This window comes from Persicitalea jodogahamensis, assembly GCF_014651615.1.
Taxonomy (GTDB): domain Bacteria; phylum Bacteroidota; class Bacteroidia; order Cytophagales; family Spirosomataceae; genus Persicitalea; species Persicitalea jodogahamensis.
On sequence record NZ_BMXF01000007.1, the window covers coordinates 1 to 26,356 of the forward strand.

Below are 26,356 nucleotides of genomic sequence, written 5' to 3' on the forward strand. Positions count from 1 at the left end.
ATAGCAGTAGTCTCTTTTCCGTGGTGGTGGTTATAGTTAGCCCTTTCTGTCTGCTGACTGACGATGTTTTCGCTGAAATTGCCCTAACGGCTGACAGACCGTTAGGGCGGTGAGCACAAACCTCTTAAAATTTGTCATCACTAGTCAAATATACCAAAGCTAAGGTTTCCAATCATACTTTCATGATGATAACTATACTGATTAAATAGGTAATTAATATAGGAGCCTTTTTCATAACCTCTTGGCCTTTATCAAAATATCGTTTCCCAAATGGAATTTCAAATGTCTTCCACCTGCTTTTTCGTAAATCTCGATTTCCAATATTTTACCATCTGATAAGGTGCTGTATGGTATCGCAATCACTTTTTCCAGACTCTGCAGGCCATTCAGGTGTGTGATACTCACAGGGTAATCCATCAATACCGAAATCTCTTTCTCTTGGGCAGCCATTCGCCTGATGTGGTTTTTATCCCGGACAAAAACTTTGATGAAATCAATTTGGTAAGGCATCAGGCTTTTATTTTTCATGTCCAATTTCAAATACAGGACATTGTTTTCGTCGAGGAATATACCCCTCAGGAGGATGTTTAAGTCGCTCTTCCGCGCTCCCACCTGTCGGATATAATCCTTTCGCACCAATACTTCAAGAGAGGATGCTTTCAATGACTCTTCCAAGTAATTACCTTCCTCCATCACGTATACGTTCGGGGAGTTATTGGAACTCTGACCTATACCCATCGACGTGGTGGCCTGGCCATCGGCTGCCATATTGTTGGAGATGTTGATATTAAAAACCGCTGGATTTTCATTGTACCTAATCAGGAAGCTGAATAGGCCACCGTCTTCTGTAAACACCGTCATATTTGTTTCGCCTGCGAAACCCTTGGTATCCGATTTCACACGAAGCACATTCAGTAGTTTTTCCGGCACAGTGGCAATCACAACGTCGCTACCAGCATCGAAATCCTGGATTTTCGAGGGAAAGATGATGTGGGTCGTTTTGCTGTACGAAAGTTCCATTGGATAACTTCCTCGCACCGATGCCTTGGCAATCGGGAGAATGAAAGGATGAGGTTCTATCTCTATGGGCCTAAGATAGTTTGCTGATCTTATAGCACTATTGGGAACGATGGAATCATTCTTAATTCGTTGTGCAACAACTACTTTGACTGACAAAGTGAATAACCAGAACAGATTTAGCGACCTTATGAGTTTTCTATTAATCATAATTTTAATTGATTTGACTTTCATCATTGTCTTGCTCTTCATCAAGGTTCATCTCAGGCGTAGCCGTCCCGGATCGTAAAAATATCTGGTAATTGGGCCTAATTGACGCCTTGGGTTGCTGGGCCTTTCGAGTCAGAATATTCTTTCCTGCATTCAATGCCATGCCCACTCCCTGGGAGGCTAGTTGGCCACCGACCTGTTGTCCGACCGAGCCTCCAACGATATAGCCTGGGCTGGCAAGCTGAGTTGAACCCTGAACAATGGAACTGCTCGCACGCTGCTTCAACTTCATATCCGGGACGTACAATCCTTTTCGACCATCGAGATCGTAGGCATCCAGATGAACGTTATAGATAAAATTATCCATCCGAATCCTACTAACGGTTATGTCTATACGATCTCCATTAATTCTTGCGACGCCGTACACCAGCGTGTTCTTTGGAAGCACAAGTGGCTCACCATCTATTCCAACTATCGTCTCGTCCTGCATCCTAATAGCTACCGACGATCCATTGGTAACTGTGATCCCATCTCCGTCACCATGAACGACCGCTCTGATTGAACCGCTTGTTTTAGTAGGTCTATTATTTCTGAGTTTGCGACCATTTAGCCCATAAAAGGCATTGCCACCTTCTCGCCCATTCGTGCCTATGGCTACATTTTGAGAAGGTTCGACATGATAATTATCTCTCTTCGCAGCTAGAACAGGATTCCCTCTTTCACTGGCACTACTCATTGGCTGGGGAACAGATGTACCAACACCCGGTTGTCCTTGCTGTTGGATTTGCTTATCAAGTAAATCGAGAAGTTTCTCATTGGCCCTGATTCGCTGTTGCTCCTCCTTGCTCATTCGTGTCTGATCAAACCTCTCCTCTCTGCTCAGCGAGGGGTTTCGGTACATTGCATCAACCGTGCTATTGACATTTCGATTAATGCCCCGCTGCTGCTCGATGCTTTTCTCCCATGCACGGTGCTTTTTCTGTTGGCTACTCAAGTTGACCTCTTTTGAGGTGGCAATGTTTCCATTCCTTGCATTGGCCACCATTTCCTCAGCCAAGGCATCTACTGTCTTATCATTATTGGACGAGATACCCATCGAAGTCCCACCTTCTCCATTCAGCATTTTGGAATTGATATTGGAATTATCGTCAAATGAAATCCCTAGTCCATTAACTTCATTTAGAGGAATTTCCGAAGAGTAATTCCCGTATTTCTTGTCTTTTTCCAAATCCTTCACTTTCGCCTCGGGAACTGACATGGCAACACCAACACCAACATCATAACCTTCTGCTCTGGCCGATTTGCCGATCCAACCCTGAATGTTACCAATGATTCCCGCAGCTATGAGAATAGGGATTGGAAGCAGTACCATAAAAATATGTTTGGTAGGCTTCGATAGCTGCTTGGCCTTGTCGGCTTTTATTTCTGTGGTCTTGTCCATACGATTATTGAAAAAAAGGAAAGAGTAAATGAGCGAAATAATAGAATGCGGCCAGCCACATGAGGCTGATTATAATCGAGGTGGCTCGTACCCCAATCTTGTGCTGAAAAGAGTTAAGCGCGTTCCCGGTCGATCGAGTTTTTCCCTCGATTGCCTTTCTGATTCCTGCTCCTACAGCGTAGCCCGAAAGCCTAGGTTCGCTTTTACTCGTTTTCACCGTATTTTTCTTAAAACGCATGATAATCACCTAGTTATTTCTTCCTTGGCGTCACTACGCTGCGTAATCCTGAAATTTCTGAGCAGAAAACCCTGAGGGTTTACCTCCGACCGGGTAACATCTACAAGGGAAGCCTCAGACGCCAATAGTCGCGTACTTTTGTTGGTCGCCCGTTCCTGAATGACTTTGAATACAGTTCTCACGCTGTAAGGATATTTCTTCATATCTACCTCTACATTTTCCACCACCACTTTCTGGTTGGTGTTGGTCTGGATCAACTTTTGATAGAACGAGTCCTCTTTTAATCGTTCAAATGTCATTTTCACGGATTCATCAGCCAGAAAAGATGCTTTTACGTAGTTGGCCTCAATGGATCGAGCATCGGGTGGATTTGTAAAGAACAGTTCATGGAAGCGGGTTACGTGAAAAATCGCTTCCGCAGGACGGTTCTCCATCACATTGGCACTAAATGCCTCAAGGGCAACACCTCTGTTAACTACAAAAATTCTCTTAGAGGCGTCCGATGAGTGTTTATAAGCCATTACTACCGAGACAATGCAGGTAATCAAGCAGCCAATCACGACGGTGATTACGAGCAACCTGGCACGCTGATGGCCTTTTTCCAAATCGAGCAGTTCTTTCATTTTCTTATTTTAGAATGGCTTCCTGATTCTCTGTGTCATCGAAAACCTGCAAGGTTACCCCGTGATTATGAATGTACGTGACGCTAGTCCTTTCGTTGAATTTTTTATAACACCAGACCACACAGCCAATTGTCATGGCCAATGAAAGCACGGAAATCACTATGGCTTCTAATTGAATTCTCATGAAACTCTCATAAATAGATTTTCTTCCCATTAGTTGCTGTGTCTAGCATTATTTGAAAAACCACGTGAAGGGCCTCTGGCGGTTGAGCCAGAACTTCCGTTAATGTGAGTATCCCCTCCCCTACCCATTCGACTACTCGCTGTGTCTTTAATCATTGAACCAATCGGACCTGAGGTTCCCATCACAGAAGTAGCCATAGTTCCGCCGGACATACGCTTGTTCCCGAATCTTCCTGCGGCATTGGTATTTGAAGCAATCTTTCCTGTCAGCCCTTGAATCATGCCCGATGAACCTCCTACCACCATAATCATATTTGTAATGGATGGAATTTGCATATACAAAACCAAGAGAATGATCAATACCCCGGTGTAAACCAGACCGAAAGCAAAGGGATCCTGGGAAGGCAGCGTACCGGACATATCTCCCGAAATCATCATTTCATCAAGGAAGCCCATATTTAGAGTGACCGCAATGTTCTGATAAATGCCCGCTACCATTGGCAGGAGGGCGTAATTCACATATTTGCCGAACCACTCCAAAACATTGTTACTCAAACCGTCGAAGATCGCAAAAGCGATGGCAAGAGGAGCTACTATCCTGAGTATAATCCGGTACACCGCCGAAATCAAGTACAGAATGATATAGGCGATGTCACCTAATAGAGAGAGCATGGACTGAGTAAAGTCGTACATGGCGGATTTAAAGTCATCCGACATTTTGCCAACGGCAATATTGAAAGACTTGGTAACGGCGGCAAACATATCATCACTTGGTTCACCGAACTCCATCGCGTAGGCATCGTCGTTATCCTCTATTTCCTTCCACTTTTTCTTGACGGCTTCTTCCCGTTTTTTCTGTAGCAAAGCTACTCGGCTCTTGACTGATTCGTTATCGGCTTGGGCAGCCACCGCAACTTTCTGGAAAGTTGTGTCGATGAGCGTGGTGATTTGAGGGACGAGCCCGATCAGAATCATCAGTGCAAAGGGGCGCAGTAGTGGAATAAAGTTAATGCCTTCATTCCTAATAATTTGACCGGATATTTTGGAAGCTACGTAGAAGAGTCCCGCAATGCCGGCAATTGCTCGAGAGGCATTCATAAGTTCGACACCGATTCCGCTGTTATAGGTGTTTTGGGCGATTTCCTTGGTGTACATTGTATCGATAACCTTCAAAAGGTCTGCACTACCAAACGCCAGAATGGTCAGACTACTCATTGTGGTTTCGGTTTGGTGGTGGACTGGCCCTTGTACTTTTCCGCTAGCGCGGCATTGGCCGCATCCAGTTTTTCATTCATTTCCTTAGTGTACTGTTCCTTGAGCGGTGTTATGGTCTCCTGAACGATCTTACTTCTTTGTAAGTCGATTTTCTTCTCGTAAGCATCCCAAAGAGGGCCACAGATCTCCTCCATTTGGTACTCCCAGTCTTTTAGCGCTTTATCGAATGCATTTTTCCCTTTATCCTCGTAATGGGTTGTGAAAGTGGCCCCGCTCGTAGAATCATAGTGCATGGTGGAAGTAAAAAAGGTATTCTGTGGAGTTAGTTGTGGAATCATTGGGCAAGCGCCTTCTCTCATCTTTATGTTAAAGAAACCTGCTTGGGTTGTTTTGGGAATCTGTAAGCTGGCCAGAGATTCGGCTTCCAGTTCGGCGATTTGCAATTTGGTATTGTACTCTTGGTAAAGCTGCTGCTGAATCATGGCTGATTCCTGCGCCATCTTTCTCTCTACGTCAAAATCAACTTCCTCATTGTCATATTCATTTCCATAAGTGTAGCCGGAAAACTCGTCCACACTCGAAAAGCTGCTTCCACCGTTGCGGGTGACATTGGAAGCAATATTGTATAAGCGAGCGGTAGCCGCTTTGTCCTCTACGCCGAAAGAGCGCCGCTGAGAAATGTAGTTTATGCGTCCCACGTAGTGTCGGATTTCGGTATTTAGCCGTTTTAATTTGTCCGAAGCCTCATTTATTCCCCGCAGACGAGCACCGTCGTCCATGGTGGAGTTCTTCTGCTGCACCACTTCCGCCAGATCGGTCGTAATAGCCGCGACTTCTTTGGCGAAAGACACGAAGTCTTTTGATATCACGCCGTATTCAGTAGAAAGAATATGCTTGTCGGCGGCCATTACCTGGCCGTAGTTATTAATCAACGAAAGCGTAGTGCTGGCTTCCTTAGCCAAATCAACCCCTCTACCCACTTGGCGAATGAATTTCGAGATTTGAACCAGTTTTTTCACGTTCCCTACAAGCTGCCCGAAAGAAGGCTCTTGGAAAAACTTGATTATGGTGGTCACTGTCGTGTGGATGGGATCATAGGTCACCATCTGTGCGAAGCCACTGTACGCTCCCAGCAACGAGCAAAGAAGCAGGAAGACGAGTTTTGTTCGGTTTGGTTTCATGCTAGTTAGAATAAAAGGTTATCAGGCTATATTACATACAGGAAATTTGTCTCCAAGGCAAAGTGACACCGTGTCACTTTGAAAGTTCTCACAATGATCAGAATGAAGCGAAATGTTCGGCGCGCTCTCCTTTGCTCCAGGCTCTGATAGCCTTCTCTGTATTTCCTTTATAGACTGTCTCAGCTAATTTTTGAATTTGCTCTACCTCGCTTTTTTTAGTGGTGAAAGCTGCGTAGGCGGTCGGAGAAACTTCAATTCCGTACACCTTAGTCAAATCTTTGAGCATCACGCAAGCCTCCCGGTAAGGCGGCCGCTTGTGGTCGAGGGAACGATTCACACTTTGCACAATAGCCGACTGCTTTGGGCTAAGCCCTAGAAGACTTTCGATTTCGGAGAACCTATTTTCGTAGTTTTTCTGATCCAGCAAAACTTTCACATCAGAATTGTTTATGATTGCGTCTTTCACTACCTCATTGCCTACCAGATCATCAAGCTCCTGGGTTACGACGATCAATGCGCCATCATGCTTCCGAACGGTTTTGGAGGCCCACCGCAGGAAGTTGGCAAATTTCTCCTTAGTCAGCGCTTTCCAAGCTTCTTCAATAATCAATGCTTTTATCACCCCTTTTACATTGAAAAGCTTTCTGACGTATGTATTCATAATCATGATGGTAGTCACCGGGAACAATACCGGATGATCCTTGATGTTATCCAGTTCATAAATGACGAAGCGAAGATCCATCAGGTCGATGTTAGCGCGTGAGTTCAATAAAAATCCGTATTGACCATCCCGGTAGTAGGGTTTGAGACAGTATAGAAAATTGGTCAAATCAAACTCCTGCCCTTCCCTACCCCCGTTGGCGGTAAATATCTCCGGGTAAGTATGCTTGGTGAAATCATAGAAAGTGTCGAAGCATGGAAAGGTTCGACCTGAATTGTGCCTATCGTTTCTGAGGGCAGCATAGTAATTGTGGACAATGTCGCGAATCGTCGTCAGCTCGGCGTTTGTCACTTTCTCATTATCAGATTTCCACAAAGACAGCAGCAGTTCAGCTAATGCATCCTCGTCCTCTTCCTGGGGACTTGCTTCCTTAAAGTAGAAAGGGTTAAAACTGATCGGATTTTCTTTTTCGTAGGTCACGTACCTGCCACCCATCACGTCGCATAACCTGCGGTAACTGTGGCCAACATCCACAATGCTTACGTGCATACCCGCCGTGAGCATATAATACACCATGTTGTTGGTAAAGAATGACTTCCCAGAACCTGAAGGGCCGACAATGAACGTGTTGCGGTTTGAAATTGACCCATTTTTTAATGGTTCATCAAAAAGATCGACCATTTTAGGATTGCCGAACCGATCCGTCATTTTTATACCTGACTTTGAAAAAGGGGCATCGTTGTAATTGGTCTCGATGGCCAGCAAACAAATAGCTTCCTCGACAAATGAGGTAAGCAGATTGTCTGCGCCTAGCTCACCAATGTTGCCAGGGATACATGACCAGTAAAGCGTTGAGACATCATGCCTAGCCAATCTTGGCACAAAACCAATATTACTTAGCGCGGATGCTGTGCTGGAACGGAAAGCCTCCGCCGTATCGCGGTCCCTTTCCCAAACCATGATATTGAAATGGGCTTTCACCGCTGTCCTGGCACTCTTTTCCATTTCAAGGAGATATTCGTCCTTATAACCCATGGAAACCTGGTTTCCTTTTTCCCACTCCGAGAAGGAGGTGTGCCTTTTGATTTCCGCAACCAGCTTCTTTGAAAGAGCGTCGCGGTCTTCGATCATGATGACCTGGTTGTAGATGTGATTGAAAGGCAACCCTAACCCCAGAAACGCGCCAGTACTAACCGGGATACTGTACCGTTCGGAAGAATAAGGCTCGTAAACGAGAGAGTTAGTCACGACCGGAGGAAATACGCCCAGTTCTGAAATGACGTAAGTGAAAGCGGTATTACCACCTACCTGAATCGACCCGTCCACGGCGGTCTCAATCTCATGCAAACTGCGGTCATCAAAACTCAGGCTGGTGTAATTTTCAAGCAAACCAGTTTTGGTCGCGTCACCAACAATTTCCTCTATGAGCAGTCGTCGAAGGCTCGCTTTACCCGACCCATTCAATAGGTACTCGAACTGCTCGCAGGTATCCAAAAAAGTCTCCCAGGTTTCGGGTAAAAGAACATCTTTCGGCACCAGGTGCCGTTTCAACAAGGAAGAGTGTTTTGAAGATTTGGAAGTTCTGCCTTTAACATCACTACTTGGCCGGGTAATGTAAATGTAAGCTCTGTGCTTCAGGCATGAGCGCTCGGAAAAATGCAGTTCATTGTCAAACGCGACAAAGTTTCCGTTCCTAATCGTGGGGCTTTTTAAGTTTGCTTCGTAGGTCTGGGATACATACCAATCCTGCTTGTGCATAATGTAGCCCACGGGTAGCGTCTTGACCGCGCTCACATAGGCTTCGGTTAGAATGTCAATCTCTCCGTCGGAAGAAGTGAAGATCTCAGGATGAGTCACTTCAAAGGCTATAGTCAAGTCACAGTTGACGGAAATGATTACTCCCGTTTCTTCGTCTATCCTAAAAATTGGATATATCTCCTCAAATTTTTTCACTCGATTTGCCATCGCTCTCAATCTTAATTACTTAGTCCTCAGCCTCACAATTGACCTGATTGATTTATATCTTACGATATGCTTTGGTTGTAGGCTTCGTACCGGAAGTTTGTCGAACCCCCACCTTCCATGCGACTTGTTGTAGCTCGTGGGAATGAGATAGGATGCCACTAACCCCGAGCCTAGAAAAACAATGTTGAACAGTATTGGGACACCAAATATGTGCAGCAGCAAAGTCGTCATAATGAACCCGACCGCCCCACCAGCCGCATAGTAGAAGTAGCGTCCACGCAGCCCCTTGAACTCGATCTCGTTGTCGATTCCTCGATAGATAGAATACTTTTTCATATTTGAATGCCTGGTTTAGCCTAAGATCGAATCAATTATCCATCCCATCATAAACAAAAACATCAAAGAGCCGAACCACTTCAACATGAACTCGTAGATGTCGTTGTCCCCCTTCTGGAATTTGCCGTACACCCTGATTAGCCCGAAAATGGCCATTGCGAGTCCCAAGTACAAGGCGGCCTGATGTGCTTCTGCTGCGTAACTCAACGCAAGGAAATGAGGAGCTGAACCTGAACTTGCCCAGGAGCCGCTATCATTGTAGATAAAAGACTCCACAGCATAAACCAACGCGGATGCTCCTGCCAATCCAACCAACCATCTGATGGCTGGTGCTTCAAAGTCTTCTCCCCGTTGCATCCCTTGGTAAATCCGCATTCCTGCGATCAAGCCTGAGACAGCGATGATCGTCAGAGCGATTATTTTGGTCATTATCCAAGCGGCAGCCAGATCCATACCTAGTGCTTTTTACTTATCCATAAAACCTCTAACGTTGGTATCGCCCTGCATTGGCTTTTGGGAAGACGCGATCCCCTGTAAAGCATAACCGATTACGAATAGGGCTATGATTGCCCCCAGCCATCGGAAGGCATGCCGCTTGACGTCGTCCTCTCCATTCATGGCCATGTTGTAAATCCTGAGTCCGCCTAACAATCCCATGATCCCACATACCGCGAAAACAAAATTGGAGAACACGTCCAAATTATTGGAGATGGGATCCGTTATGTACCGATCTACGATGGAACCATCGATAGCCCCTTCCCCGCCACCCAAGTAATGCTGCACTTGGCATAGCAATCCGAAAAGTTTGATATTTACGTTCATGGACACAATAGTTGATTTATTCGCTCTGAGATGCTTTTAGGCAAAGAATACAGCTTGTAATACGGCGGCGATTGATAGAAGAAACAAAACAGCCCCAACCCAGCCGATTGCGCTTTTTTGAACATCCTGATCGCCGTTTTGCCATTTCGAGTAGATTCTAAATCCGCCGAATAAGCCCACCAAGGCTGCGATAATATAAATCAGCGTAGTGACCGGTTCGAAGTATGCTTGGAGGTCGCTCGATGCCTGCTGAATGGCTTGTGCACCAGCTTGGATACCTGGGTTTTGGGCGAATGCCGCTCCAAAAGAGAATAGAACGGCCGATCCGGTAAGACAGAGTTTTTGTAATTGCTTAGTCATAGAATTCTTAGTTTTGGGGGTAATTGAATGGATTTTCTAGGCAGCACGATTGTGTTCTCTCATTGGGAAAGCATTGAAAATCACTTTCTCCCGAGTATTCAGCAGCGTCGAGACAATCTCATCGACACTCTTTCCTGTTTGGAGAACCAACTCATTGACTCTGTCATTGGCGACCATACATTCTTCCACTAACTCAGGATATTGCTCAGCATCGTTTAGTGTGGTTGCACGAATATTGGTAAGTAAGACAAGCTCCTCCGCAGTCAAATCACCAATGATATCACTGCTCAGTGTAAGTTCGTGATCCGAATTTTCGGTCCCGTACTCGATGGCTCTGCCTAACGCAGGCCATTCATCCTCATCCTCGTCATCGTCTATTGATGGGCTGGCAGATGGAGTTTCTATTTCCTCATCCGCCTCGTCCTCCCGTAGGGCTTCGAGTGAGCTGACTACGTATGCTTTGTTGGATTGGCTACCGTAAAATGTAGCCTCATAGTCGTAAGAGGACTCATCCCCATCGCCTGATTTTGAAGGATGAATCAGGCTCTCAATTGCGGCTTTGTCTGCTTCCCCAATATTCCGATCACCATTTCTAAGAGATTCGTAACCAGCTATTACCGGACGGTTTTGCATATCCTCCTTTCGTCCGTTCAGTAAGCCAACGGAGGATAAGTAGATGAAGGCGTAAACGATAAAGGCGACAAACGAGAAAAGAATATAACCACCATTACTTATTATCTGCAATAGCATCATGAAAGAGGCTTTAATCATTTGAATCTTAATGGTACAAGCACTTTTGTGGCATTCTCAGGCAATCTCATAGTTGGATCGACAGTATAGTTTTTGCCTAGAAGGAGTTGGTCTTTTGCCGGGGCCAGTTCCAGAAAAACACCTTGATCCTTTTTCACAATTTTGGCTGATTTGATAAGCGGTTCCAGTAAGGGTAAATTCGGATAGCGCTCTACCACGTGCTTGGCCTGCTGATACTCAGCCATCATTGTTTCCCTACTGTGGTACAACAGAAGCGCGATGCCTAAAAACACCACCGCAGTCCAAGCCCAGGCGTGCTTTCCGAATCCATATGCGAAAGAAACCATGGGATTATCCGTTGTGAAAGGTTTCAGAGAATTGATCTGGGTCATTAATTCCTTTACTGTTGTCTGTTGATTTTGTGCATCGCGATCTCCCTTTTCTCTAACCTCGTTAAGCAGCGCCGCTGTCAACGAATCCATAGCCAGCCCGTACTTTTCCTGAAAATGTCCGCAAATGCGGCGCAGTACCTCGTCGGAAATTTCTTGCGTCGCTTCCATTGACTAAATGTTAATGGCTTTCACCAGTTTTTCCATCTTGGTCTTGGCGAACCATCCAGCAGACAGAATTCCGCTGCTCCCCTCCCCTCTCTCGATATTGCTAATGATCTTGCTGGCTAAGTCAGTATTGGGTTCGATGTCCCCGAAGCTCTCAATCGTCATCCGACACTTTTTTGCTACGGATAAACACTCCTCGCGCTGCTGTGGGAAATTCTGAAAGGTGTTGGCGTTGATCCAGATTACGATCGGAAAGACATTGCCGACCGCCTTGTAAATTTTCATCAAATAATCGACGCAAGAGGTATAGGCAGTCCCGCCCGCAATGACTACGTGAAACATGAATTCTACTCCCAAAAACTGCTCGAATTGCTTAAATTCTTCTTGATCCAGATCGATTGTCAGCAAAGCAGGTACCTGCTCCGATTCTGGCGCACCAAAATCCAGATAGAACACCGCGTTAGTCAGCAGCGATAGTTGTTGAATACTATCGAAAAGCCGATCCCGGGCTATCTTGCGATAGCTGTCCAACAAATCGATTTCTCCCAGGCGCTGCTCTTTTCTTGCCAAGAATTGTAGTTGGGTAGTGCTAGTCTTGGTGGAACTATCGACATCAATGAAGGTGCGGCTGTCGTCCTCCTCGTGTTTAACAGCAATCAAATAAGTCAGGAATGATTTTCCTGCTCCACCCTTGGCCTGGATTATAAAGTTAAATTTCTTGGGTACTGCTGACTGTTCCATGCCTTATCAAGAATTGCTTTTGTCTGCCCATTTTATGAGCGAAGGGGATTTGCTGTGAGCCTCTGAAAACACGTCCATAGGTTTGAATCCATCCATTTCTTTCACAATCGATTGGTAGCCCTCTTGGCAATTGTCGTTTGCACCTTCTTGGACGTCTGCCGAAACGAATCTTTGTACAGTCGTTGACCTCATGTCCTTTACTTTATCGAACTCACCGCACTTATTTCTTAATGTCCGCATGGTCTGAATACCGACGTGAATTCCTAAATCGGCCGAAATCACTTTGGACGCACCGAGTAAAGACAATTCCTTTACCTCGCGACCAAAAAGCTTATACAGCAACTCGAATTTCCCTTTTACCATGTCATTCTCAATCAGGAAAATCAGTCTTTGTTTGTCTTGACCATCCGCCATTGCAATTCCTTATTCTGACATCTATGCTCATTGATGGGTCAAATATCAGAGGAGAAATTCAAAATAAAAAATATTAATTTAATATATTTAATAAATATTTTGCTTGCAACATATTGTCAACACGTGGCTAACATGGGAGCAACACGGGATTAACATTTGGCTAATTCGGCAGAAGCACTTTTCTAACAGAAACCTCTTCAACAGCGTAATGCGATGAGTTATATGGCCATTTTGGAAATTGCCACTTTTTTTGAAAAGTAGAATTCGGCTTAAATATTAATATTATAATGTATTAAATTTGAAATCGTAATTAGCAAGCTATGTTTTCACCCGGTCAAAATTCACCATAAATGTATTTTACCTGGATGAAAACCGCTTGCCCTGCGGGAGCCAATTTGCCAGTAGGCTCATTGTAGGTTTATAAGGAAAGCACCAGTGAAATATGAGGAGACATAAAAAGCCAGGGAGGCCACCTCTAAAAGAAGGCGAAAAGCGGCGTAAGGTTACCTTGATGCTATCTCAGCCTGAGATTGACATCCTCAAAAGGGAATACGAGGGGCATACGGTTGGATTCACAGTGTTCTGTCGTGAGAAACTCCTGAATAGAGAAGCGGCCACACTAAGCAAGCCAATGGGAGAAGACATCAAGCAGCAATTGACGGATCTTCTCAAACTGTCGAGCAGTTTAGCCCTGCTTGCCAAAAAAACCTCGGCACAAAAGTCTATTTCGGAAGACTTTGTATGTATGAGTGAAAATGTGAAGGAGGTGGTTCATCGTACCGTATACTCGGTGAATGAAATCGTTTACGGTCAAAGTCTGGTTCGGGAATTGAATTCGATTGTATCGGACTTAGAAAAAACTCTAGTCGGAGAGATGGACAACCTTTCAAACAGAGGGCAATTGCAAAATGCATTGGATAAGGTGGATTCCATGAAAAACGCTATGGAGCCTTTCCTGGAACTTTACAGACTAAAAAAGCTGCATCATGATCGGTAAAATTGGAAAGTCGGGGCAAAATTTTCTTGGAGTCCTCTCCTACTGTAAATACGAGCGCGCCGCCGTTAAGGAACCGGATGCGCTAAATGTACGCGGAGAGCTAATATACCATCAGCACATCAATGCCTTATTATTTGGTGACAAAGTACCGTTAAGCGTCATTGCCGGCGAACTCAGTAGGGCGGCCGCATTGAATTCCCGTACCAAAAAGCCAGTTAGCCACGTAAGTTTATCCTTTCCGCCTGGCGAGAGCCCCAACAAGGTAACCCTGCGGAGCATCGTCATTGACTTTGCCAAAAGCTTTGGTTTCGAGGGTAATGGTCTAATTGCCTTCAAACATTCGGACAAGGAACACGAGCATATCCACATCATTGCCAACAAAGTCGATTCACGAGGCAAGAATACGGCCCGATCCAGCTACGACTATCTGGAAATTGGCCGTTTCTGTCGAAAGATGGAAGTTAAGTATGACCTTATAAGGGTAAAACAGATGGACGTTATAGAAAGAAAAGATGCATTCGCCCCTAAATCGACTGCTTACCATGAAAAGCTTAGAAGGAATATCGACGACCTACTACCAGAATGTAATAACCTTCATGGGTTACAGATCAAGTTGTTAAAGTTTGGCTTTAAATCTAAGGTCGGGAGCGGCATCGGATTTATCTGCGCGAAAACCGGAACGATAATCAAAGGCTCGTCACTCGGCCGACAATATTCCAAGAATAGCCTTATCCAGAGAATTAACGGAACCTCCCGTGGTAAAGAAAGTCCGAATCCTAAGAAAAAAACGGATGACAAGACTGAGGCAGAGGGCCAGAAATCAGAATTGCGTTTTCATCAAAAAGTGAGGTAAAAGTAACGAGAGAAGGACAACAAAGGCTACTGATTTATCAGAAATGCACATTGAAAGTGACACCGTGTCAATTTCGCCAAAATATTTCTAAATAAAATTGGATAGAAAAACCTCTTTATTACATTTGTATCATAAAGTTTAGAGTTAAATATATCTAACCCTATGATTACTCAGGAAAAAATCGTCGATTTTATCCGTTCACGACCCGGACTCAAAATCCCGCCACTAGAGAAGGAAGCAGGTATACCGCCGCAAACGCTTTCAAAAGCACTTTTGGCTAACGCGGCCAATATTCCTAAAAAGCACCTACCCGCTATTGAGGAGGTGCTACGTCAGTACGGATATTCCGACAATTTTGATAACAGTACGAATCCCGCCCATATACTTTCCATAGTCAACCACAAAGGAGGAGTAGGAAAAACGACGACGGTCATTAACTTGGCGAAGGCGCTCAGCTTGTACGGTCTGCGCGTGCTGATGATCGACATGGATTCACAGGGGAATCTCTCCCAATGCTACAATATTCACGAGCCGGATACCCAAATCATTGATAGTTTACTATCCGATGCTGAGATACCCGTACTGCCAATTGCAGACAACCTATTTCTGGCACCGTCTGACATCCGCATGGCGGCGCGTGAGAGCGACTTGATGAATTCGATAGGCTCAGAGAGAAGATTGACCATCAAACTCAATGCGATTAAAGATCAATACGATTACGTTCTCATCGACTGTCCGCCCAGCCTCGGAATTTGTACGACTTGCTCCCTGGTGGCCTCAAGCGACTGCATCGTACCTATCCAGGCCGAAGCGTCCGCCTATCATGGGGTTGCCAACCTGCTAAATCACATATCCGACATTCGCACCTTTGCCAACCCGAGCTTGAACATCAAAGGGTTTGTTTTCACAATGATAGACAAACGGCTAAACCTCCACGCCGACATGATGGAACATATTAAAAACTCTTTCCAGGGAATTCACGTGTTCGATACGATCATTAGTCAATCCAAAGCGGTGAAAGAATCACAGGTAGCCAAGGAAGACCTGTTTACCAGCGATCCCGCCTCCGTTCCCTGGAATCAGTATAAATCCCTGGCAACCGAACTCCTCAAACTCCAATAAGATCATGGCCAAAACTAGCCCGCTCGACAAGTTAAAAGAAAAGACTGCCGACATGAAAAAACCCATGTTCCAGCAGGAGATCTTCATCAAATCAAATCTAATCGTACTTCCTGAGCTACGGAGTCTCATTCCTCCGCTCAAACAAGAAGAGAAGGAGCAATTAGAATCGAACCTGCTCGCCAACGGTATCAAAGACCCACTTTCTGTCTGGGAAACAACGCCAACCGTGGTCAGAAGCGGACTGAGTTCTGAAAGCGCTTCCAATCAACTATTGGATGGAGTGGCCGATGATTCCAAAGTGTACATACTCATCGACGGCCACAACAGACACGATCTTGCGGAAAACCACGGTCTCGACTACCGTATCAATATCGAAAGCTTTGGCGATATGGAGGCTGTCCGGGATTACATGATCAACTACCAGCTAGGTCGGCGAAACTTAACCCCAGAGCAAGCATCCTACCTACGCGGACTGAGGTATAATAAAATGAAAGAGGGGAATAAATCCGGACGAGATATAAATGTCGCCGAAAAGCTGGCCGGAGAGTACAACGTCAGCCCACGAACGATAAAGAGGGATGCGGGTTTCGCTAAAGGAATGGATGAGCTGTCGCCCGAATTAAAGCAGGAGGTACTATCGGGCCAAACTCAGGTACCACGAGGCGCTGTAAAAGCACTGACTAAGAAAAAACCCACAAAACCGGTTGAGTCCATTGATGAACTGAATGCGGTTTTGGAAAAAATGCCGAAGGCGTTCAAGAGCCTGGACGAATTAAAGCATAAGCCTGAAGATTCTGACAAGAAAAAATCTGGAACAATTGCTTCTTTAATTGAGGGAGTGATGGCTTCAGAGTCTGGCGTAGCTTCGGCGAAAGGAAGCAAGAAAACCCTAGCTGATTCAGATTCAGAACTTGTCAAATTCGTTAAAGAGGATTACTTGGCGGCGGATAGTGAAGCTGCAAAACTTCAAATAGGAATCAGAAACCTGTTGAACGAAGATCTTTCTAAAAAAGAGACTCTAAACCTACTGATTGAAAAGGCAAATCAGCTTCTAAGCGTGCTAGAATGAGTTTTGAAAGTGACACCGTGTCACTTTCAAATTAGAGTGTCACTGATAAAAAAAGCTTTGCTGAAAACAATATTGAAAGAGAAAGTTGCTTTATCAATTATGAAAAAACAATTTCTCATTCCTTTACTGATTGCCCTATTATGCTCGACCGATTGAAATACTTGAGTGCTGTCCTGCTGATATTGATGATGCTGTCATCATGTGATTCCAAAGAGCGCGCAAAGCAAGATGATGATAACCGTACGGAGGAATATATGGGGACATGGAAGAGGATTCCGAAAGAGGGACGACCCGCGACAGCTGATGCTAAGATTGTGACCTTTACAGTTTCCGAAAAGGACGGTGGGTTATTTATGCGGTACAACAACGGCACCACATATCCCCTCAAATACGAATCGGAAGGAAGCTACTATTTCGCAGTAACTCCGATGGGCAGCGTTCCGCTACTTTTCGACCAAGGCGTAATTACGATCAACAACGGATTCGAATTCAAATACAGGAAGATTGGAGAACCTTAGCAACGGTAAAAGGCGGATTTGCAATCCGCACTCTGATCGTACTGCTAAGTCTCACTTCAAGCCTTTAGCACCCATCCGCCGCTTGTATTCTGCCTGAAATGCGCGCTTGGCGTTTTCGTAGTAAGCGGGATCAGACTGGCTTCTATACAACTTTTCGTCTGCCTCTTCTTCAAGGGCCCTCTGCTGTTCTTGAGCGGAAATAATTTTCAAAACTGAAAATTGGCTGGGTATTAACACGGCTCCTTCACCCCCAATAGGTTTTTCCAGGGAGTCAGGAGTAGCCTCATCCGAGAAATCCCCAAATGCTTCTATTTCTGCATAGCTAAATGTTGGGGGGATCAAGTATTCCAGGCGTTGGCTTTCCAGCTGATTTGTGTTGTCCATTGCTTCCAGTACGCTTCTGTACTGGAGCAACTCATAGTTCTTGTACCGCTTTCCCTTAAGTACTCGGTGTTGGCAACCAATGGTTGCAGATAGAATCAGCACAGCCAGTGCAGAAATTTTCTTGTCCATAAATCCTACGGCCCATTCGGGCCTTTATGCGTTAGCGAAGAATTAATTTCCAAAGATTGAAATAAAATTATAGATTTGAAAATTAATAATATATAATTTTATTTCAAATGGCTGCTACTCACGCTGAGAAGGAGGGACGGGCGAAAGGGGTGGATTTACTACTTTCGATTGCGCTACTGCTTGTATTTCTTCATCATTATTGGTACAACAACGATCTGTTTGCAGGCATACCTTCATTCGGTTCATTCAATCCTACTACGCTTCTCAATCTAGTGTTGATCAGGCTCAACGAGCGCTACGATCTCTTTCTTCATCCACTCGTTACTAAGATCGTTGTCTTCTTTCTACTGATACTATATTCAATTGGCTCGAGAGGCAAAATCGATCCCAGCATTAAAGTGAAGCAGGTGTATCTGTACGCATCGATGGGAACGATACTATATTTCCTCAATATCTACTTTCTGTACCAGTCGTTTCTGCTTTCAACTCAAACTGCCGATATAATCTATCTGGTCTCGAACTGCATAGCTATATTTTGGATCATAAAAGCAGGTCAGAATGCATCCCGCATCATGTTTTTTAAAAACAACAACGACATTTTCAACAACGAAAATGAGACCTTTCCCCAGAACGAGGATTTCAAGGAAAATAACGACTCAATCCACTTTAAGACCTTGTATTACTACAACAAAAAATGGCGGGATGGTTGGGTGAACATCATTAATCCATATCGGTCGAATATGATCTTGGGTACTCCGGGCAGCGGTAAGTCGTTCGCCATTCTGGTGCCTGCCATTTGGCAATCCATCTGGAAAGGTTACACCGCCTACATCTATGATTTTAAATACCCTACATTGACGCTGGAGGCCTACAATGCCTATCACAAAACCATTCGGGAGAACCCAACCGCCTGGGGGCGAAATGCCCAGGGGAAGTTGATTATACCCAAATTCTACGTGATCAACTTTGACGACATCGAGTATTCCCATCGTTGCAACCCGCTTGTCCCATCCAGTATGACGGAAATTCTGGATGGCTACCAGAGTGCGGCGACCATTATGCTCAATCTCAACCGAACCTGGGTAAATAAACAGGGCGATTTTTTTGTGGAGTCGGCCATCAATTTCCTCACTTCTGTGATTTGGTACATGAAGCTGGTGACCATCAAGTACACCCGGCTGTTCAACGAAGAAATGGAAAAGCCAGCGGCTCTGCGCGATCCCGAAATGTTGGATTTATACGCTCGCTTCCAAAACGTCTGCACGTTTCCCCATATCCTGGAATTTGCTTGTCAGAAAGAGTACATGGAAATGTTTACCATAATGGCTTCCTACCCGCAATTGGAGGCTTACGTGCGCCCCTTTGCAAGTGCTGCTCAACACGGGGCGGCCGAACAGCTCGAAGGGCAAATCGCTTCGGTACGCATCCCGTTAGCTCGGCTTTCCTCGCCCACATTGTATTGGATCATGTCGGGCAACGACTTTACTCTTGACATCAATAATCCCGACGATCCCAAAATCCTGTGCACGGGTAACAACCCCGAGCGGGATGAAGTGTATGGTGCCGTTTTCTCTTTGTACACTTCCAAAATGACTAAGCTGGTCAATAAGCAGGGAAAACTCAAGTCCGCGCTTTTCTGGGATGAATTGCCCACCATGTTCCTGAAAGGCATTTCATCGCTTATGGCCACCGCCCGGAGCAATAAAGTGGCCACTTGGCTCGGTTTTCAGGATTTCGAACAGTTGGCGTCAGGTTACGGTGAACGGGAATCCAAAGTGATAATGAACTTACCCGGTAATATTTTTTCCGGGCAGGTGGTGTTCGAATCGGCGGAAAAGCTGTCCAGGCGCTTTGGAAAAACGCAGCAGGAATCTGAAAACGTTACTTTTGGAAAAGAGGAAACCTCAGTCACGCTTTCGACCGCCCTGCACGAAGTGATTCCGGCATCTAAAATATCGGGGCTTTCACAAGGCGAGTTTGTGGGCCAGTTTGCCGACAACTTCGGCGAAGAAATCAAACTCAAAACCTTTAAAGGGGTGATAAAGGTAGATCAGGAAGGCATGGAGAAGGTCCACGCTAAACCACCCGTTATCAAAGACATAGCCAAGCTGGTGAGCAAATACTATCCGGGAGAAAAATACCAAGAGAATGATAAGGAGACTTGGAAATTACGCTTGCTCGACGACAACTATCGGTCAATCAAAACCGAGGTAGCCCAACTCATCAAACTCGAATATGAGGAATTTCAAGCCGAAGTCAAACCATGATTTCTTTCTAAGAAAATAGACTTTTGATATTATTTTATTCTAATTTTAGGCCATCAGTAGCATACACACTAAATAGCACTTAGCTCAATCTTTCTGAAATAATGACCTCTAATCCTGAAATCCACCGGAAACTCGATGAAATATACTCCGAGCAGGAAGCCGTAGCCTTCTTCAACAAGCTCGTTTTCTCATTATGCCTCCAGCTTATCGTAGCTGCCAAAAGAGAAAGGGGAGAGCTGACTGCGGAAGAAGCTGATCAGATGTCGAAGAAACCTAGTGAGAAAATGCTGTTGGAGCCCTATGGCCTAAGTTATATTCAGTACAGGGCATTGAAAGATGGTAAGGGCACGGCCGCGAATATCATGACTTTCAAACGAGCCGTCGAGAGGAACGGCTATGATTTTGACAAACTCTACTACTCGGAGGAACTGGTGAATCTCGCACTTTCAAAACTGGAAGAGATAAGAAAGCAGAATCAAACACTCAGTTCAATCAGCGGCCGGGGAGCCGATAGTTGATGAGATTATTTTGCTGAGTTTTCAATCAAAGACGCCCGCAAGGCGTCTTTTCTTTTTATAAAGTCTTCGTATAAAGTGAGATAGGGTAGGGGATCCACCGCCGTACCGTTTATACTGATGGTATAATGGACATGTACACCAGTCGCTTTGCCGGAACTTCCCATCAGTCCCAATACCTCCCCAATTCTCACCGTCTCCCCTTGTTTGACATAGATGGTGCCTAAGTGGCCATAGCCAGTCGTATAACCATCGGCGTGGCTTACCTCTACCGTCAGTCCCAATCCCTTCTTACTTCTCGCAAAAATAACTCGGCCATTCGCCGTGGCGTAAACAAATTGGAAGCCTCGCCGACATACCAGATCAATTCCTAGATGTGGTTTGTGAATCCCGTCGATTGGATGTAGCCGCATACCAAAAAGTGAGGAAATCCGTGGCGATTCCCCGACTTGTAGTGGACTAATACTTGGTATGTCCTTCAAGAAATCATAGTTCGTCTTTCCCAGTTCCTGCTCCAATTGAACGGGATTGTCGGGTTGCGCCTCTTCCCACGACTTTTCGGTGTCCCGTCGCTCAACGGCATTCTGTACACTCGCAAGCGGGCTTTTCGCCTTGGGTAACTGTGCCAAGACAGTCGTGGAAAACGTCAGAAAGCAAATTATCCTCAAACCAGAGTCCATAGACGTCTTTCATTATGATGAGCTTAAAAATAAAATTAATAATTAAAATTTAATATTATTAATTTTATTTTTAAAATTGCACGGACAGAGAAAGATGACTTGAACAAAACAGTAGATATGAGAGCAGGAAAGGACATTAAAAGAATAGCGCAGAGCTATCATGGCGTCGATTTCGCCCATGTAGAAGGGGTTTTATCGAACGATGCAGAAACCAGAGCGATTCTTTCAGAAAAGGCTGTTCGGGACGATCTGATGAGAGGGGAAGTGATTCAGGTTAGGCATACCTCCAAAGATGAGGTCGGTAATCCTAGGCACTTTTTTGGATTCAAGCTACTCCACTTGAATCGACAAGCCGATGCTGCCCAACCCGTTTTGCGGATTGATCTTTCTGGACGTCCACTGAATTCTAGCCATGCGAATAGGTTAGGAGTACAATCGTTGACAGCCAAGCCAGGGTACACCCAGGAAATTCAGACAGCCTTATCGAAAAGCACTAATGGCAATAGCTCTGAGTACGAAAATGAGGTAAAGGAGATTTCCGACGTAATGAGCCAAAAAATCTCCCCCCTTGCCAAGGCAATTGAACTCAAGAGAAGTCTGGCCAACATTGCCGACTGGTATTTTGAGAGCGACTCCCACAAGCGTAGAGAGTTTCTAGCCAAAACGGAATCGCTTTTCACGCTTGGCTATAGACAGGGTACACTCATCAAGAACCCTCAGATTGGTGCCTACAGTACACACATTCGCGAACAACAAATCACACTTTCTGATCTTCCCACTAGCCACAAGGGGGTGCCTATAAGAGCAAGGCAGGTCGAAAAGCTTCTTTCCGGCCAAAGCATTACAGTGATAGCCGATCCAGAAACCGAAGCCGAAGGAATGCCCGAAGCCAGGGTCAAATTCAATCCCATTTCGGGTAATCTCATGGAAATAGGGGAGGGGCAGCCTCGGCTTTCGATTGCTGACCAGCCGAAGAAGAATCTCGAAACCGAAACGTCTTTCGTAAAGCGTCGGATATAAGGCATACCAAAGGAGATTCCACTACCAGCTTTCAACCTACCCCTATGAAAATCAAGAATGAAAATAAGTGTCCACTTTCTGTGGATTACATTCTTCAAACCTACGGTGAAGACGCCCTGGAACCTTGCTGCATTGTCACGGACGAAGAAGATGAGGAGATGATTCTAATCCCAAAAATGAGGGAGGCTATGCCCGCTGAGGCATGGTTCGATTTGTCCCAGGAATTCCGGCTCTTCGTACTCCGAGCTTTTTACGAAAGCCTTTGAGGCGGAGACATGGCCATCAAACCATATCCTGATATAATTCCCTCGTCATTCCAAACTCGTCTTCCACCATGAACGAACCCATCAATTTCGTAGATAATGATAAAGTTGAGCTATTCAACCAGTTGAACGCCAATAATGTACGCTACATGGCCTTCGGTAGCTTCTCGATCAACGCATACGAACAAGCACGAACTGACAGCACCATTAAACTTTGGATCGATCCGGCCCAGGATAACATTGTCCGGCTGAATACTGCACTCCGGGAATTGGGTCGTAAGCCGGTTGATTCGGAGGTGAACCTCGAAAATAAAAAGCCCCTGAAATCTGAATCGGAAATCTCCACTAGGGATAGCTTAGGCGTCGATTTCTACCCTGCTGTCAATGGTTTCCAGGTTACGGATTTTGTTAAGGTGTACGACCGTAAAGCGGTAATCAAAGCGCATGAATTCGCCAGCAGTACCACCGACCGAGCCTTGCAGATTGATCACATGTCGCTTCCAGACTTGTACCACAATGTCGGAAACACTAACGGTAAAGCCAAAGAGTATAATCTGGATGTCTTATTCAAGGCTGCTTCGGCCTTTGCTGTACCCGGTCAGAAAATCGCAGAACCTTCCATCTACCTTCTTATGGATACCAAAAACAAACCCGAACCAGTCGTAAAATTTTCCAAGCCCAAGAAATTCGCACCAAATTACCAGAGAAAGGATTTTGCCCAAATCCGGCAAGAACTGGATATGGAATTAGTGCTTGAGCATTATGGATACCAAATGAGCTCAAAATCCAAGCCCAAAGACAAATGGCGTATTTATAAATCCGGCATCGAAGGCGATAGCCAGCGCTTAGCGGTCATGAATAATTCCAACAGTGGGTTTAAGGGCTTTGTGGATCTCAATAACACAGCATTTAAGGGTGATGTCTTCTCATTCATCATGTTCAGAGAAGGAGATTATAAAAATGCCTTTAAGGTGGTTGATCAAATACTCGGTAGCCCGGATTACCGGGAAAAGGCGGCCCAGCTTCGACCCATAGCCGCTGCCTCGCCAAAACAGTATTTGAATGACGAGAAGCTTCGCCAATCCGACCTGATTGAAGAGTACAACCTGACGCTCTTGCCAGAAAATCAGCCAAATTATCTGACAGAAAAGCGGTTTATTTCATTGGAGGCGCTATTTGCCCCGGAATTTAAAAACCAGGTTTTGGCGTCCAAAAAGGAAGAGTATACAAATATTGTCTTTCCGCTGACCTCGGAGAAGGGGAACATTCTGTCGATGGATATCAGAAATGAGAATTTTAAGAGTTTCCCGCCCGGTCAGAAGGGAGATGCCATCTGGAAGAGTAATGAACACGCCCAGTTAACCGTAGAAAAAGAGGTATTGGTAGGCGATTCAAAAATTCGATTGGATAAAGAAACCAAAGGGACTGTGTCCAAATCAAACGGCAAATTAACCTTTCATACTGTTCATCCTACCGAAGGAAATTTATCGGTTGAAATCGAAAAGTCAGACTTTAAAATAATAACTAATCGGATCATGATCTCGGAATCTCCGATCGATTCCATATCGTACCACATACTTTCCCCACCCGTTAAGGGCGAGTACCGACAGTACATTTCGTCGGCGGGCAATCCGTCCCACCAGCAAATGGAGCAGGTTGGCAAAATAATTAAGTCCAATCCACAAGCCCAATTTGTGATTGGGATGGATGGTGACAACGCAGGAAACCGTTTTGCTATTAATTTGTTGGCTACCGAACACCCACAGCGGGACAATCGCTTCGCGATACTCCCGCATGTGGTTTATAACAACCTCACACCGGCAACCGGAGCGGGGGGGGATAGTTTGACTGCAAAAGAGGTAGGGCATAACGTGATGACAATCGAAATAAAATACCCGTTGAGTAAAGAGGTTGGATTCCGGGAAGTTTTATCAGAAAACGCGGGCGTAATCGACCGGATTTTGGACAAAATGAATATGTTTGAGCGGGTAGGTAAGAAGGCAACCGAAATGCGCCGGGAGAATCTGGTCGAAGCCGAAACAAATGTCATGCGGACGGTCACAGAAGTAAAATTTCCCAACAAGCAGTGTATGCTGGAATCTGCTCTGTATCAATTAGGGGTTGAAATAGAAAGGAGAGACGGAAAGAAACTTACGGCAGTGGTTAAGCCGACGGCTGCCCAGAATGATTTCAACGACGTCCTGAAAAGTCGGAACGGAAAAAGTTTAGCCAGCTCAAGTAATCTTTACCTAGGAGATTTGTCATTACTATCTTTTCTAAAACCTACCATGACAAAGCCGCTCATACCCGTAGTAGAAAAGAATCAGCAAAACCATAAAGATTCTAAGGAAGGGGATCCGCCAAAGCGAAAGGGGCCGAAAATGTAGTCAGATAAAACCAGCACGTTATCAAGGGCTTTCCTCCAAAGGAAGGCCCTTTTTTGTACCAAATGGGAAGAAAGGTTTTCTCTTGAAATTGTGCTTATCTAAGTTGTAGCAATCAAGATAAAGTGGTACCTTTAGGTAGTTAAGCAGTTGACAGACTGCCATTTACAAACCTCTTAATTAATTATTATCATGGTAAATCAAAATCCATCAATCACCACTTCCCTCTCAGATTGGGAGGTAGTCCAGTCCAAAATTTCCGCGTCGTTCTTGGAGAAATCCACGGAACTGCCAGGGTACAAAGCCCTGCTTCGCAGCGATACGGGAGCCTTGCTGAACGTTTGCAAGAAAGGGTATTACCCGATGTCCAACGCTTCGTTCATCCGCAGCGTCGAGCGGTTCGCCGACGTTACCAATTTTCCTATCGAAGCCATTTATGAGCTAGAAGGCGGCAAGAAAATGCTTGGGTTCCTCAAGTGCACGGAGACTTTCGAGGTCGGCGGCTTTGAATTCAAAGACCATCTGATGATTGGCAACGGCCACGACGGACAGACCACGTTTTTTGTCGGAAATTCAAATATGATGATTCGCTGCGGCAATCGTTTTGCCCGGCAGTACCGCGCCCTCAAAGTGAAGCATTCGCGCGGGCTGGAGATTGGCGTCGAAAGGATTCAGGAGGAATTTTACAACTACCGGAAAAGCCTCCGCACCTTTTACAAAACCCTGAACGACTTTTCAAAAGTGGAAGTGTCGAAAGAAATTCACGATAGCCTGGTAGCTAGGTTGGCAAACCTAAGCAGGGAGGAGCGGCTAGGCCAGGCCGAAATCAGCACCCGCAAGCAAAACATCGTTTCCACCATCGAGGCTTGCTTCAGAACAGAAATGGCCGACACTGGCTATACCATTTTTGGCCTGTTCAATGGCTTGACGAACTATACGACGCACGAAATGGGCGTAACGGCTGACAATGGAATGTCCATGTTCAACCGCGCGGAACGGCTCAATTTGGACGGCTATAACCATTGTCTCAGCATCGTAAACGGACACCAGCTTTTGAAATCCTGCGACCTGCCCGTTTTCGCTGACTTGATAGCCTAGTTTTCCCATCTGTTTCCAGTCCGGGTATTCTACCGGACTGGAAACCCTTTTTAAATTCCACAACATGAATATTCAGAACGAAACCTGCTCGCAGAAAATGAGCCAGCTTGCCAAGGAGAAAGTGAGCGCCTACGTGGTCAGAGACAGAGACTTGTTTGTTTTTGGAACCGAAGAAGCCTGTTCCAGACTGTTGCAATTTTTTCAAGGAAGCCACCAATGCGCCACTCTGAATTTTGCCGTTGATCCATGGTATAAACACTACGTGACTGTTTTCGACTATTTTTGAAAACAACAAGGCAGGAGCAAAAAAGGCCGATAGCAACAAGCTATCGGCCTTTTTTGC

Annotated in this window: 28 protein-coding genes; 12 read left to right on the forward strand and 16 right to left on the reverse strand. The window is 45.3% G+C overall.

From position 1 onward, the window contains the following. Nucleotides 1-231 precede the first annotated feature (231 nt). From traN to IE117_RS23790, 14 genes are all read right to left on the reverse strand, one after another. Nucleotides 232-1,254 (reverse strand): conjugative transposon protein TraN, encoded by a 1,023-nt coding sequence (gene traN / locus IE117_RS23725; protein WP_229581388.1) that lies wholly within the window; start codon nucleotides 1,252-1,254, stop codon nucleotides 232-234. After that, nucleotides 1,232-2,668, reverse strand: coding sequence for a conjugative transposon protein TraM (traM, locus tag IE117_RS23730; RefSeq protein ID WP_189568125.1), 1,437 nt, complete (start codon nucleotides 2,666-2,668; stop codon nucleotides 1,232-1,234). Before traM ends, traN begins: the two co-directional genes overlap by 23 nt. A gap of 243 nt (nucleotides 2,669-2,911) precedes the next feature. After that, the gene (gene traK / locus IE117_RS23735) at nucleotides 2,912-3,529 is read right to left on the reverse strand and encodes a conjugative transposon protein TraK (RefSeq protein ID WP_189568127.1); all 618 of its coding nucleotides are present in this window, start codon (nucleotides 3,527-3,529) and stop codon (nucleotides 2,912-2,914) included. 213 nt (nucleotides 3,530-3,742) lie between these two features. Next, nucleotides 3,743-4,927 (reverse strand): TraJ family protein, encoded by a 1,185-nt coding sequence (locus IE117_RS23740; RefSeq protein ID WP_189568129.1) that lies wholly within the window; start codon nucleotides 4,925-4,927, stop codon nucleotides 3,743-3,745. Further along, nucleotides 4,924-6,108 (reverse strand): hypothetical protein, encoded by a 1,185-nt coding sequence (locus tag IE117_RS23745; protein WP_189568131.1) that lies wholly within the window; start codon nucleotides 6,106-6,108, stop codon nucleotides 4,924-4,926. Before IE117_RS23745 ends, IE117_RS23740 begins: the two co-directional genes overlap by 4 nt. A gap of 97 nt (nucleotides 6,109-6,205) precedes the next feature. After that, the gene (locus IE117_RS23750) at nucleotides 6,206-8,734 is read right to left on the reverse strand and encodes a TraG family conjugative transposon ATPase (RefSeq protein WP_229581391.1); all 2,529 of its coding nucleotides are present in this window, start codon (nucleotides 8,732-8,734) and stop codon (nucleotides 6,206-6,208) included. A 15-nt stretch (nucleotides 8,735-8,749) separates the two neighbouring features. Further along, on the reverse strand, nucleotides 8,750-9,070 hold the full coding sequence (locus tag IE117_RS26610; RefSeq protein WP_189568135.1) for a DUF4133 domain-containing protein: 321 nt from the start codon (nucleotides 9,068-9,070) through the stop codon (nucleotides 8,750-8,752). A 15-nt stretch (nucleotides 9,071-9,085) separates the two neighbouring features. Further along, on the reverse strand, nucleotides 9,086-9,523 hold the full coding sequence (locus IE117_RS23760) for a DUF4134 family protein (RefSeq protein ID WP_189568137.1): 438 nt from the start codon (nucleotides 9,521-9,523) through the stop codon (nucleotides 9,086-9,088). A gap of 12 nt (nucleotides 9,524-9,535) precedes the next feature. Next, nucleotides 9,536-9,892 carry a DUF4134 family protein gene (locus tag IE117_RS23765; RefSeq protein WP_189568139.1) on the reverse strand — a complete coding sequence of 119 codons (357 nt, stop codon included), beginning with the start codon at nucleotides 9,890-9,892 and terminating at the stop codon, nucleotides 9,536-9,538. Between the two features lie 36 nt (nucleotides 9,893-9,928). Further along, entirely contained in the window at nucleotides 9,929-10,252 is a 324-nt protein-coding gene (locus IE117_RS23770) for a DUF4134 family protein (RefSeq protein ID WP_189568141.1), read from the reverse strand. Between the two features lie 36 nt (nucleotides 10,253-10,288). Continuing rightward, complete coding sequence (locus IE117_RS23775; protein WP_189568143.1) at nucleotides 10,289-11,023, reverse strand: hypothetical protein; 735 nt, start codon at nucleotides 11,021-11,023, stop codon at nucleotides 10,289-10,291. After that, nucleotides 11,020-11,562, reverse strand: a complete 543-nt coding sequence (locus tag IE117_RS23780) for a hypothetical protein (protein ID WP_189568145.1) — start codon at nucleotides 11,560-11,562, stop codon at nucleotides 11,020-11,022. The genes IE117_RS23775 and IE117_RS23780 overlap by 4 nt, the downstream gene beginning before the upstream one ends. Before the next feature lie 3 nt (nucleotides 11,563-11,565). Beyond that, a complete protein-coding gene (locus tag IE117_RS23785; RefSeq protein WP_189568146.1) occupies nucleotides 11,566-12,300 on the reverse strand; it encodes a P-loop NTPase family protein in 735 nt (244 codons plus the stop codon). A gap of 6 nt (nucleotides 12,301-12,306) precedes the next feature. Then, entirely contained in the window at nucleotides 12,307-12,714 is a 408-nt protein-coding gene (locus IE117_RS23790) for a hypothetical protein (RefSeq protein WP_189568148.1), read from the reverse strand. 442 nt (nucleotides 12,715-13,156) lie between these two features. On the opposite strand from IE117_RS23790, the gene IE117_RS23795 reads away from it, so the two are divergent. The 5 genes from IE117_RS23795 to IE117_RS23815 all read left to right on the forward strand — a co-directional run bounded on the left by IE117_RS23795 (nucleotide 13,157) and on the right by IE117_RS23815 (nucleotide 17,273). Further along, nucleotides 13,157-13,711, forward strand: a complete 555-nt coding sequence (locus tag IE117_RS23795) for a hypothetical protein (protein WP_189568150.1) — start codon at nucleotides 13,157-13,159, stop codon at nucleotides 13,709-13,711. Next, on the forward strand, nucleotides 13,701-14,564 hold the full coding sequence (locus tag IE117_RS23800) for a relaxase/mobilization nuclease domain-containing protein (protein ID WP_189568152.1): 864 nt from the start codon (nucleotides 13,701-13,703) through the stop codon (nucleotides 14,562-14,564). The genes IE117_RS23795 and IE117_RS23800 overlap by 11 nt, the downstream gene beginning before the upstream one ends. 162 nt (nucleotides 14,565-14,726) lie before the next feature. Continuing rightward, complete coding sequence (locus IE117_RS23805) at nucleotides 14,727-15,686, forward strand: ParA family protein (protein ID WP_189568154.1); 960 nt, start codon at nucleotides 14,727-14,729, stop codon at nucleotides 15,684-15,686. 4 nt (nucleotides 15,687-15,690) lie between these two features. Then, nucleotides 15,691-16,755: a ParB/RepB/Spo0J family partition protein gene (locus IE117_RS23810; RefSeq protein WP_189568156.1), complete on the forward strand. Its 1,065-nt coding sequence runs from the start codon at nucleotides 15,691-15,693 to the stop codon at nucleotides 16,753-16,755. 140 nt (nucleotides 16,756-16,895) lie between these two features. Next, nucleotides 16,896-17,273, forward strand: a complete 378-nt coding sequence (locus IE117_RS23815) for a hypothetical protein (protein WP_189568157.1) — start codon at nucleotides 16,896-16,898, stop codon at nucleotides 17,271-17,273. Nucleotides 17,274-17,324: 51 nt separating this feature from the next. Here the strand turns inward: IE117_RS23815 and IE117_RS23820 are convergent, their stop codons facing one another. Beyond that, nucleotides 17,325-17,786, reverse strand: coding sequence for a hypothetical protein (locus tag IE117_RS23820; protein ID WP_189568159.1), 462 nt, complete (start codon nucleotides 17,784-17,786; stop codon nucleotides 17,325-17,327). Between the two features lie 107 nt (nucleotides 17,787-17,893). Between IE117_RS23820 and IE117_RS23825 the strand changes: the two genes are divergently transcribed. Both IE117_RS23825 and IE117_RS23830 read left to right on the forward strand, forming a co-directional pair. Continuing rightward, complete coding sequence (locus IE117_RS23825; protein WP_189568166.1) at nucleotides 17,894-20,053, forward strand: YWFCY domain-containing protein; 2,160 nt, start codon at nucleotides 17,894-17,896, stop codon at nucleotides 20,051-20,053. A gap of 101 nt (nucleotides 20,054-20,154) precedes the next feature. Beyond that, on the forward strand, nucleotides 20,155-20,571 hold the full coding sequence (locus IE117_RS23830; RefSeq protein ID WP_189568168.1) for a hypothetical protein: 417 nt from the start codon (nucleotides 20,155-20,157) through the stop codon (nucleotides 20,569-20,571). A gap of 5 nt (nucleotides 20,572-20,576) precedes the next feature. Here IE117_RS23830 and IE117_RS23835 read toward each other — a convergent pair whose 3' ends face one another. Further along, entirely contained in the window at nucleotides 20,577-21,197 is a 621-nt protein-coding gene (locus IE117_RS23835) for a M23 family metallopeptidase (protein ID WP_189568170.1), read from the reverse strand. A gap of 168 nt (nucleotides 21,198-21,365) precedes the next feature. Between IE117_RS23835 and IE117_RS23840 the strand changes: the two genes are divergently transcribed. The 5 genes from IE117_RS23840 (at nucleotide 21,366) to IE117_RS23860 (ending at nucleotide 26,299) form a co-directional block, all read left to right on the forward strand. Continuing rightward, nucleotides 21,366-22,268 carry a hypothetical protein gene (locus IE117_RS23840; protein ID WP_229581393.1) on the forward strand — a complete coding sequence of 301 codons (903 nt, stop codon included), beginning with the start codon at nucleotides 21,366-21,368 and terminating at the stop codon, nucleotides 22,266-22,268. 44 nt (nucleotides 22,269-22,312) lie between these two features. Then, nucleotides 22,313-22,534, forward strand: a complete 222-nt coding sequence (locus tag IE117_RS23845; protein WP_189568173.1) for a hypothetical protein — start codon at nucleotides 22,313-22,315, stop codon at nucleotides 22,532-22,534. A 68-nt stretch (nucleotides 22,535-22,602) separates the two neighbouring features. Next, a complete protein-coding gene (locus IE117_RS23850) occupies nucleotides 22,603-24,918 on the forward strand; it encodes a toprim domain-containing protein (RefSeq protein WP_189568175.1) in 2,316 nt (771 codons plus the stop codon). Nucleotides 24,919-25,185: 267 nt separating this feature from the next. Further along, entirely contained in the window at nucleotides 25,186-26,013 is an 828-nt protein-coding gene (locus tag IE117_RS23855; protein ID WP_189568177.1) for a DUF932 domain-containing protein, read from the forward strand. A 64-nt stretch (nucleotides 26,014-26,077) separates the two neighbouring features. Then, complete coding sequence (locus tag IE117_RS23860; RefSeq protein WP_189568179.1) at nucleotides 26,078-26,299, forward strand: hypothetical protein; 222 nt, start codon at nucleotides 26,078-26,080, stop codon at nucleotides 26,297-26,299. Nucleotides 26,300-26,356: the final 57 nt, after the last annotated feature.

Bases quoted from the DNA above. Each gene is read 5' to 3' on its own strand.
- traN (WP_229581388.1), bottom strand. From the start codon at position 1,254: ATGATGAAAGTCAAATCAATTAAAATTATGATTAATAGAAAACTCATA.
- traM (WP_189568125.1), bottom strand. From the start codon at position 2,668: ATGGACAAGACCACAGAAATAAAAGCCGACAAGGCCAAGCAGCTATCG.
- traK (WP_189568127.1), bottom strand. From the start codon at position 3,529: ATGAAAGAACTGCTCGATTTGGAAAAAGGCCATCAGCGTGCCAGGTTG.
- IE117_RS23740 (WP_189568129.1), bottom strand. From the start codon at position 4,927: ATGAGTAGTCTGACCATTCTGGCGTTTGGTAGTGCAGACCTTTTGAAG.
- IE117_RS23745 (WP_189568131.1), bottom strand. From the start codon at position 6,108: ATGAAACCAAACCGAACAAAACTCGTCTTCCTGCTTCTTTGCTCGTTG.
- IE117_RS23750 (WP_229581391.1), bottom strand. From the start codon at position 8,734: ATGGCAAATCGAGTGAAAAAATTTGAGGAGATATATCCAATTTTTAGG.
- IE117_RS26610 (WP_189568135.1), bottom strand. From the start codon at position 9,070: ATGAAAAAGTATTCTATCTATCGAGGAATCGACAACGAGATCGAGTTC.
- IE117_RS23760 (WP_189568137.1), bottom strand. From the start codon at position 9,523: ATGGATCTGGCTGCCGCTTGGATAATGACCAAAATAATCGCTCTGACG.
- IE117_RS23765 (WP_189568139.1), bottom strand. From the start codon at position 9,892: ATGAACGTAAATATCAAACTTTTCGGATTGCTATGCCAAGTGCAGCAT.
- IE117_RS23770 (WP_189568141.1), bottom strand. From the start codon at position 10,252: ATGACTAAGCAATTACAAAAACTCTGTCTTACCGGATCGGCCGTTCTA.
- IE117_RS23775 (WP_189568143.1), bottom strand. From the start codon at position 11,023: ATGATTAAAGCCTCTTTCATGATGCTATTGCAGATAATAAGTAATGGT.
- IE117_RS23780 (WP_189568145.1), bottom strand. From the start codon at position 11,562: ATGGAAGCGACGCAAGAAATTTCCGACGAGGTACTGCGCCGCATTTGC.
- IE117_RS23785 (WP_189568146.1), bottom strand. From the start codon at position 12,300: ATGGAACAGTCAGCAGTACCCAAGAAATTTAACTTTATAATCCAGGCC.
- IE117_RS23790 (WP_189568148.1), bottom strand. From the start codon at position 12,714: ATGGCGGATGGTCAAGACAAACAAAGACTGATTTTCCTGATTGAGAAT.
- IE117_RS23795 (WP_189568150.1), top strand. From the start codon at position 13,157: ATGAGGAGACATAAAAAGCCAGGGAGGCCACCTCTAAAAGAAGGCGAA.
- IE117_RS23800 (WP_189568152.1), top strand. From the start codon at position 13,701: ATGATCGGTAAAATTGGAAAGTCGGGGCAAAATTTTCTTGGAGTCCTC.
- IE117_RS23805 (WP_189568154.1), top strand. From the start codon at position 14,727: ATGATTACTCAGGAAAAAATCGTCGATTTTATCCGTTCACGACCCGGA.
- IE117_RS23810 (WP_189568156.1), top strand. From the start codon at position 15,691: ATGGCCAAAACTAGCCCGCTCGACAAGTTAAAAGAAAAGACTGCCGAC.
- IE117_RS23815 (WP_189568157.1), top strand. From the start codon at position 16,896: ATGCTCGACCGATTGAAATACTTGAGTGCTGTCCTGCTGATATTGATG.
- IE117_RS23820 (WP_189568159.1), bottom strand. From the start codon at position 17,786: ATGGACAAGAAAATTTCTGCACTGGCTGTGCTGATTCTATCTGCAACC.
- IE117_RS23825 (WP_189568166.1), top strand. From the start codon at position 17,894: ATGGCTGCTACTCACGCTGAGAAGGAGGGACGGGCGAAAGGGGTGGAT.
- IE117_RS23830 (WP_189568168.1), top strand. From the start codon at position 20,155: ATGACCTCTAATCCTGAAATCCACCGGAAACTCGATGAAATATACTCC.
- IE117_RS23840 (WP_229581393.1), top strand. From the start codon at position 21,366: ATGAGAGCAGGAAAGGACATTAAAAGAATAGCGCAGAGCTATCATGGC.
- IE117_RS23845 (WP_189568173.1), top strand. From the start codon at position 22,313: ATGAAAATCAAGAATGAAAATAAGTGTCCACTTTCTGTGGATTACATT.
- IE117_RS23850 (WP_189568175.1), top strand. From the start codon at position 22,603: ATGAACGAACCCATCAATTTCGTAGATAATGATAAAGTTGAGCTATTC.
- IE117_RS23860 (WP_189568179.1), top strand. From the start codon at position 26,078: ATGAATATTCAGAACGAAACCTGCTCGCAGAAAATGAGCCAGCTTGCC.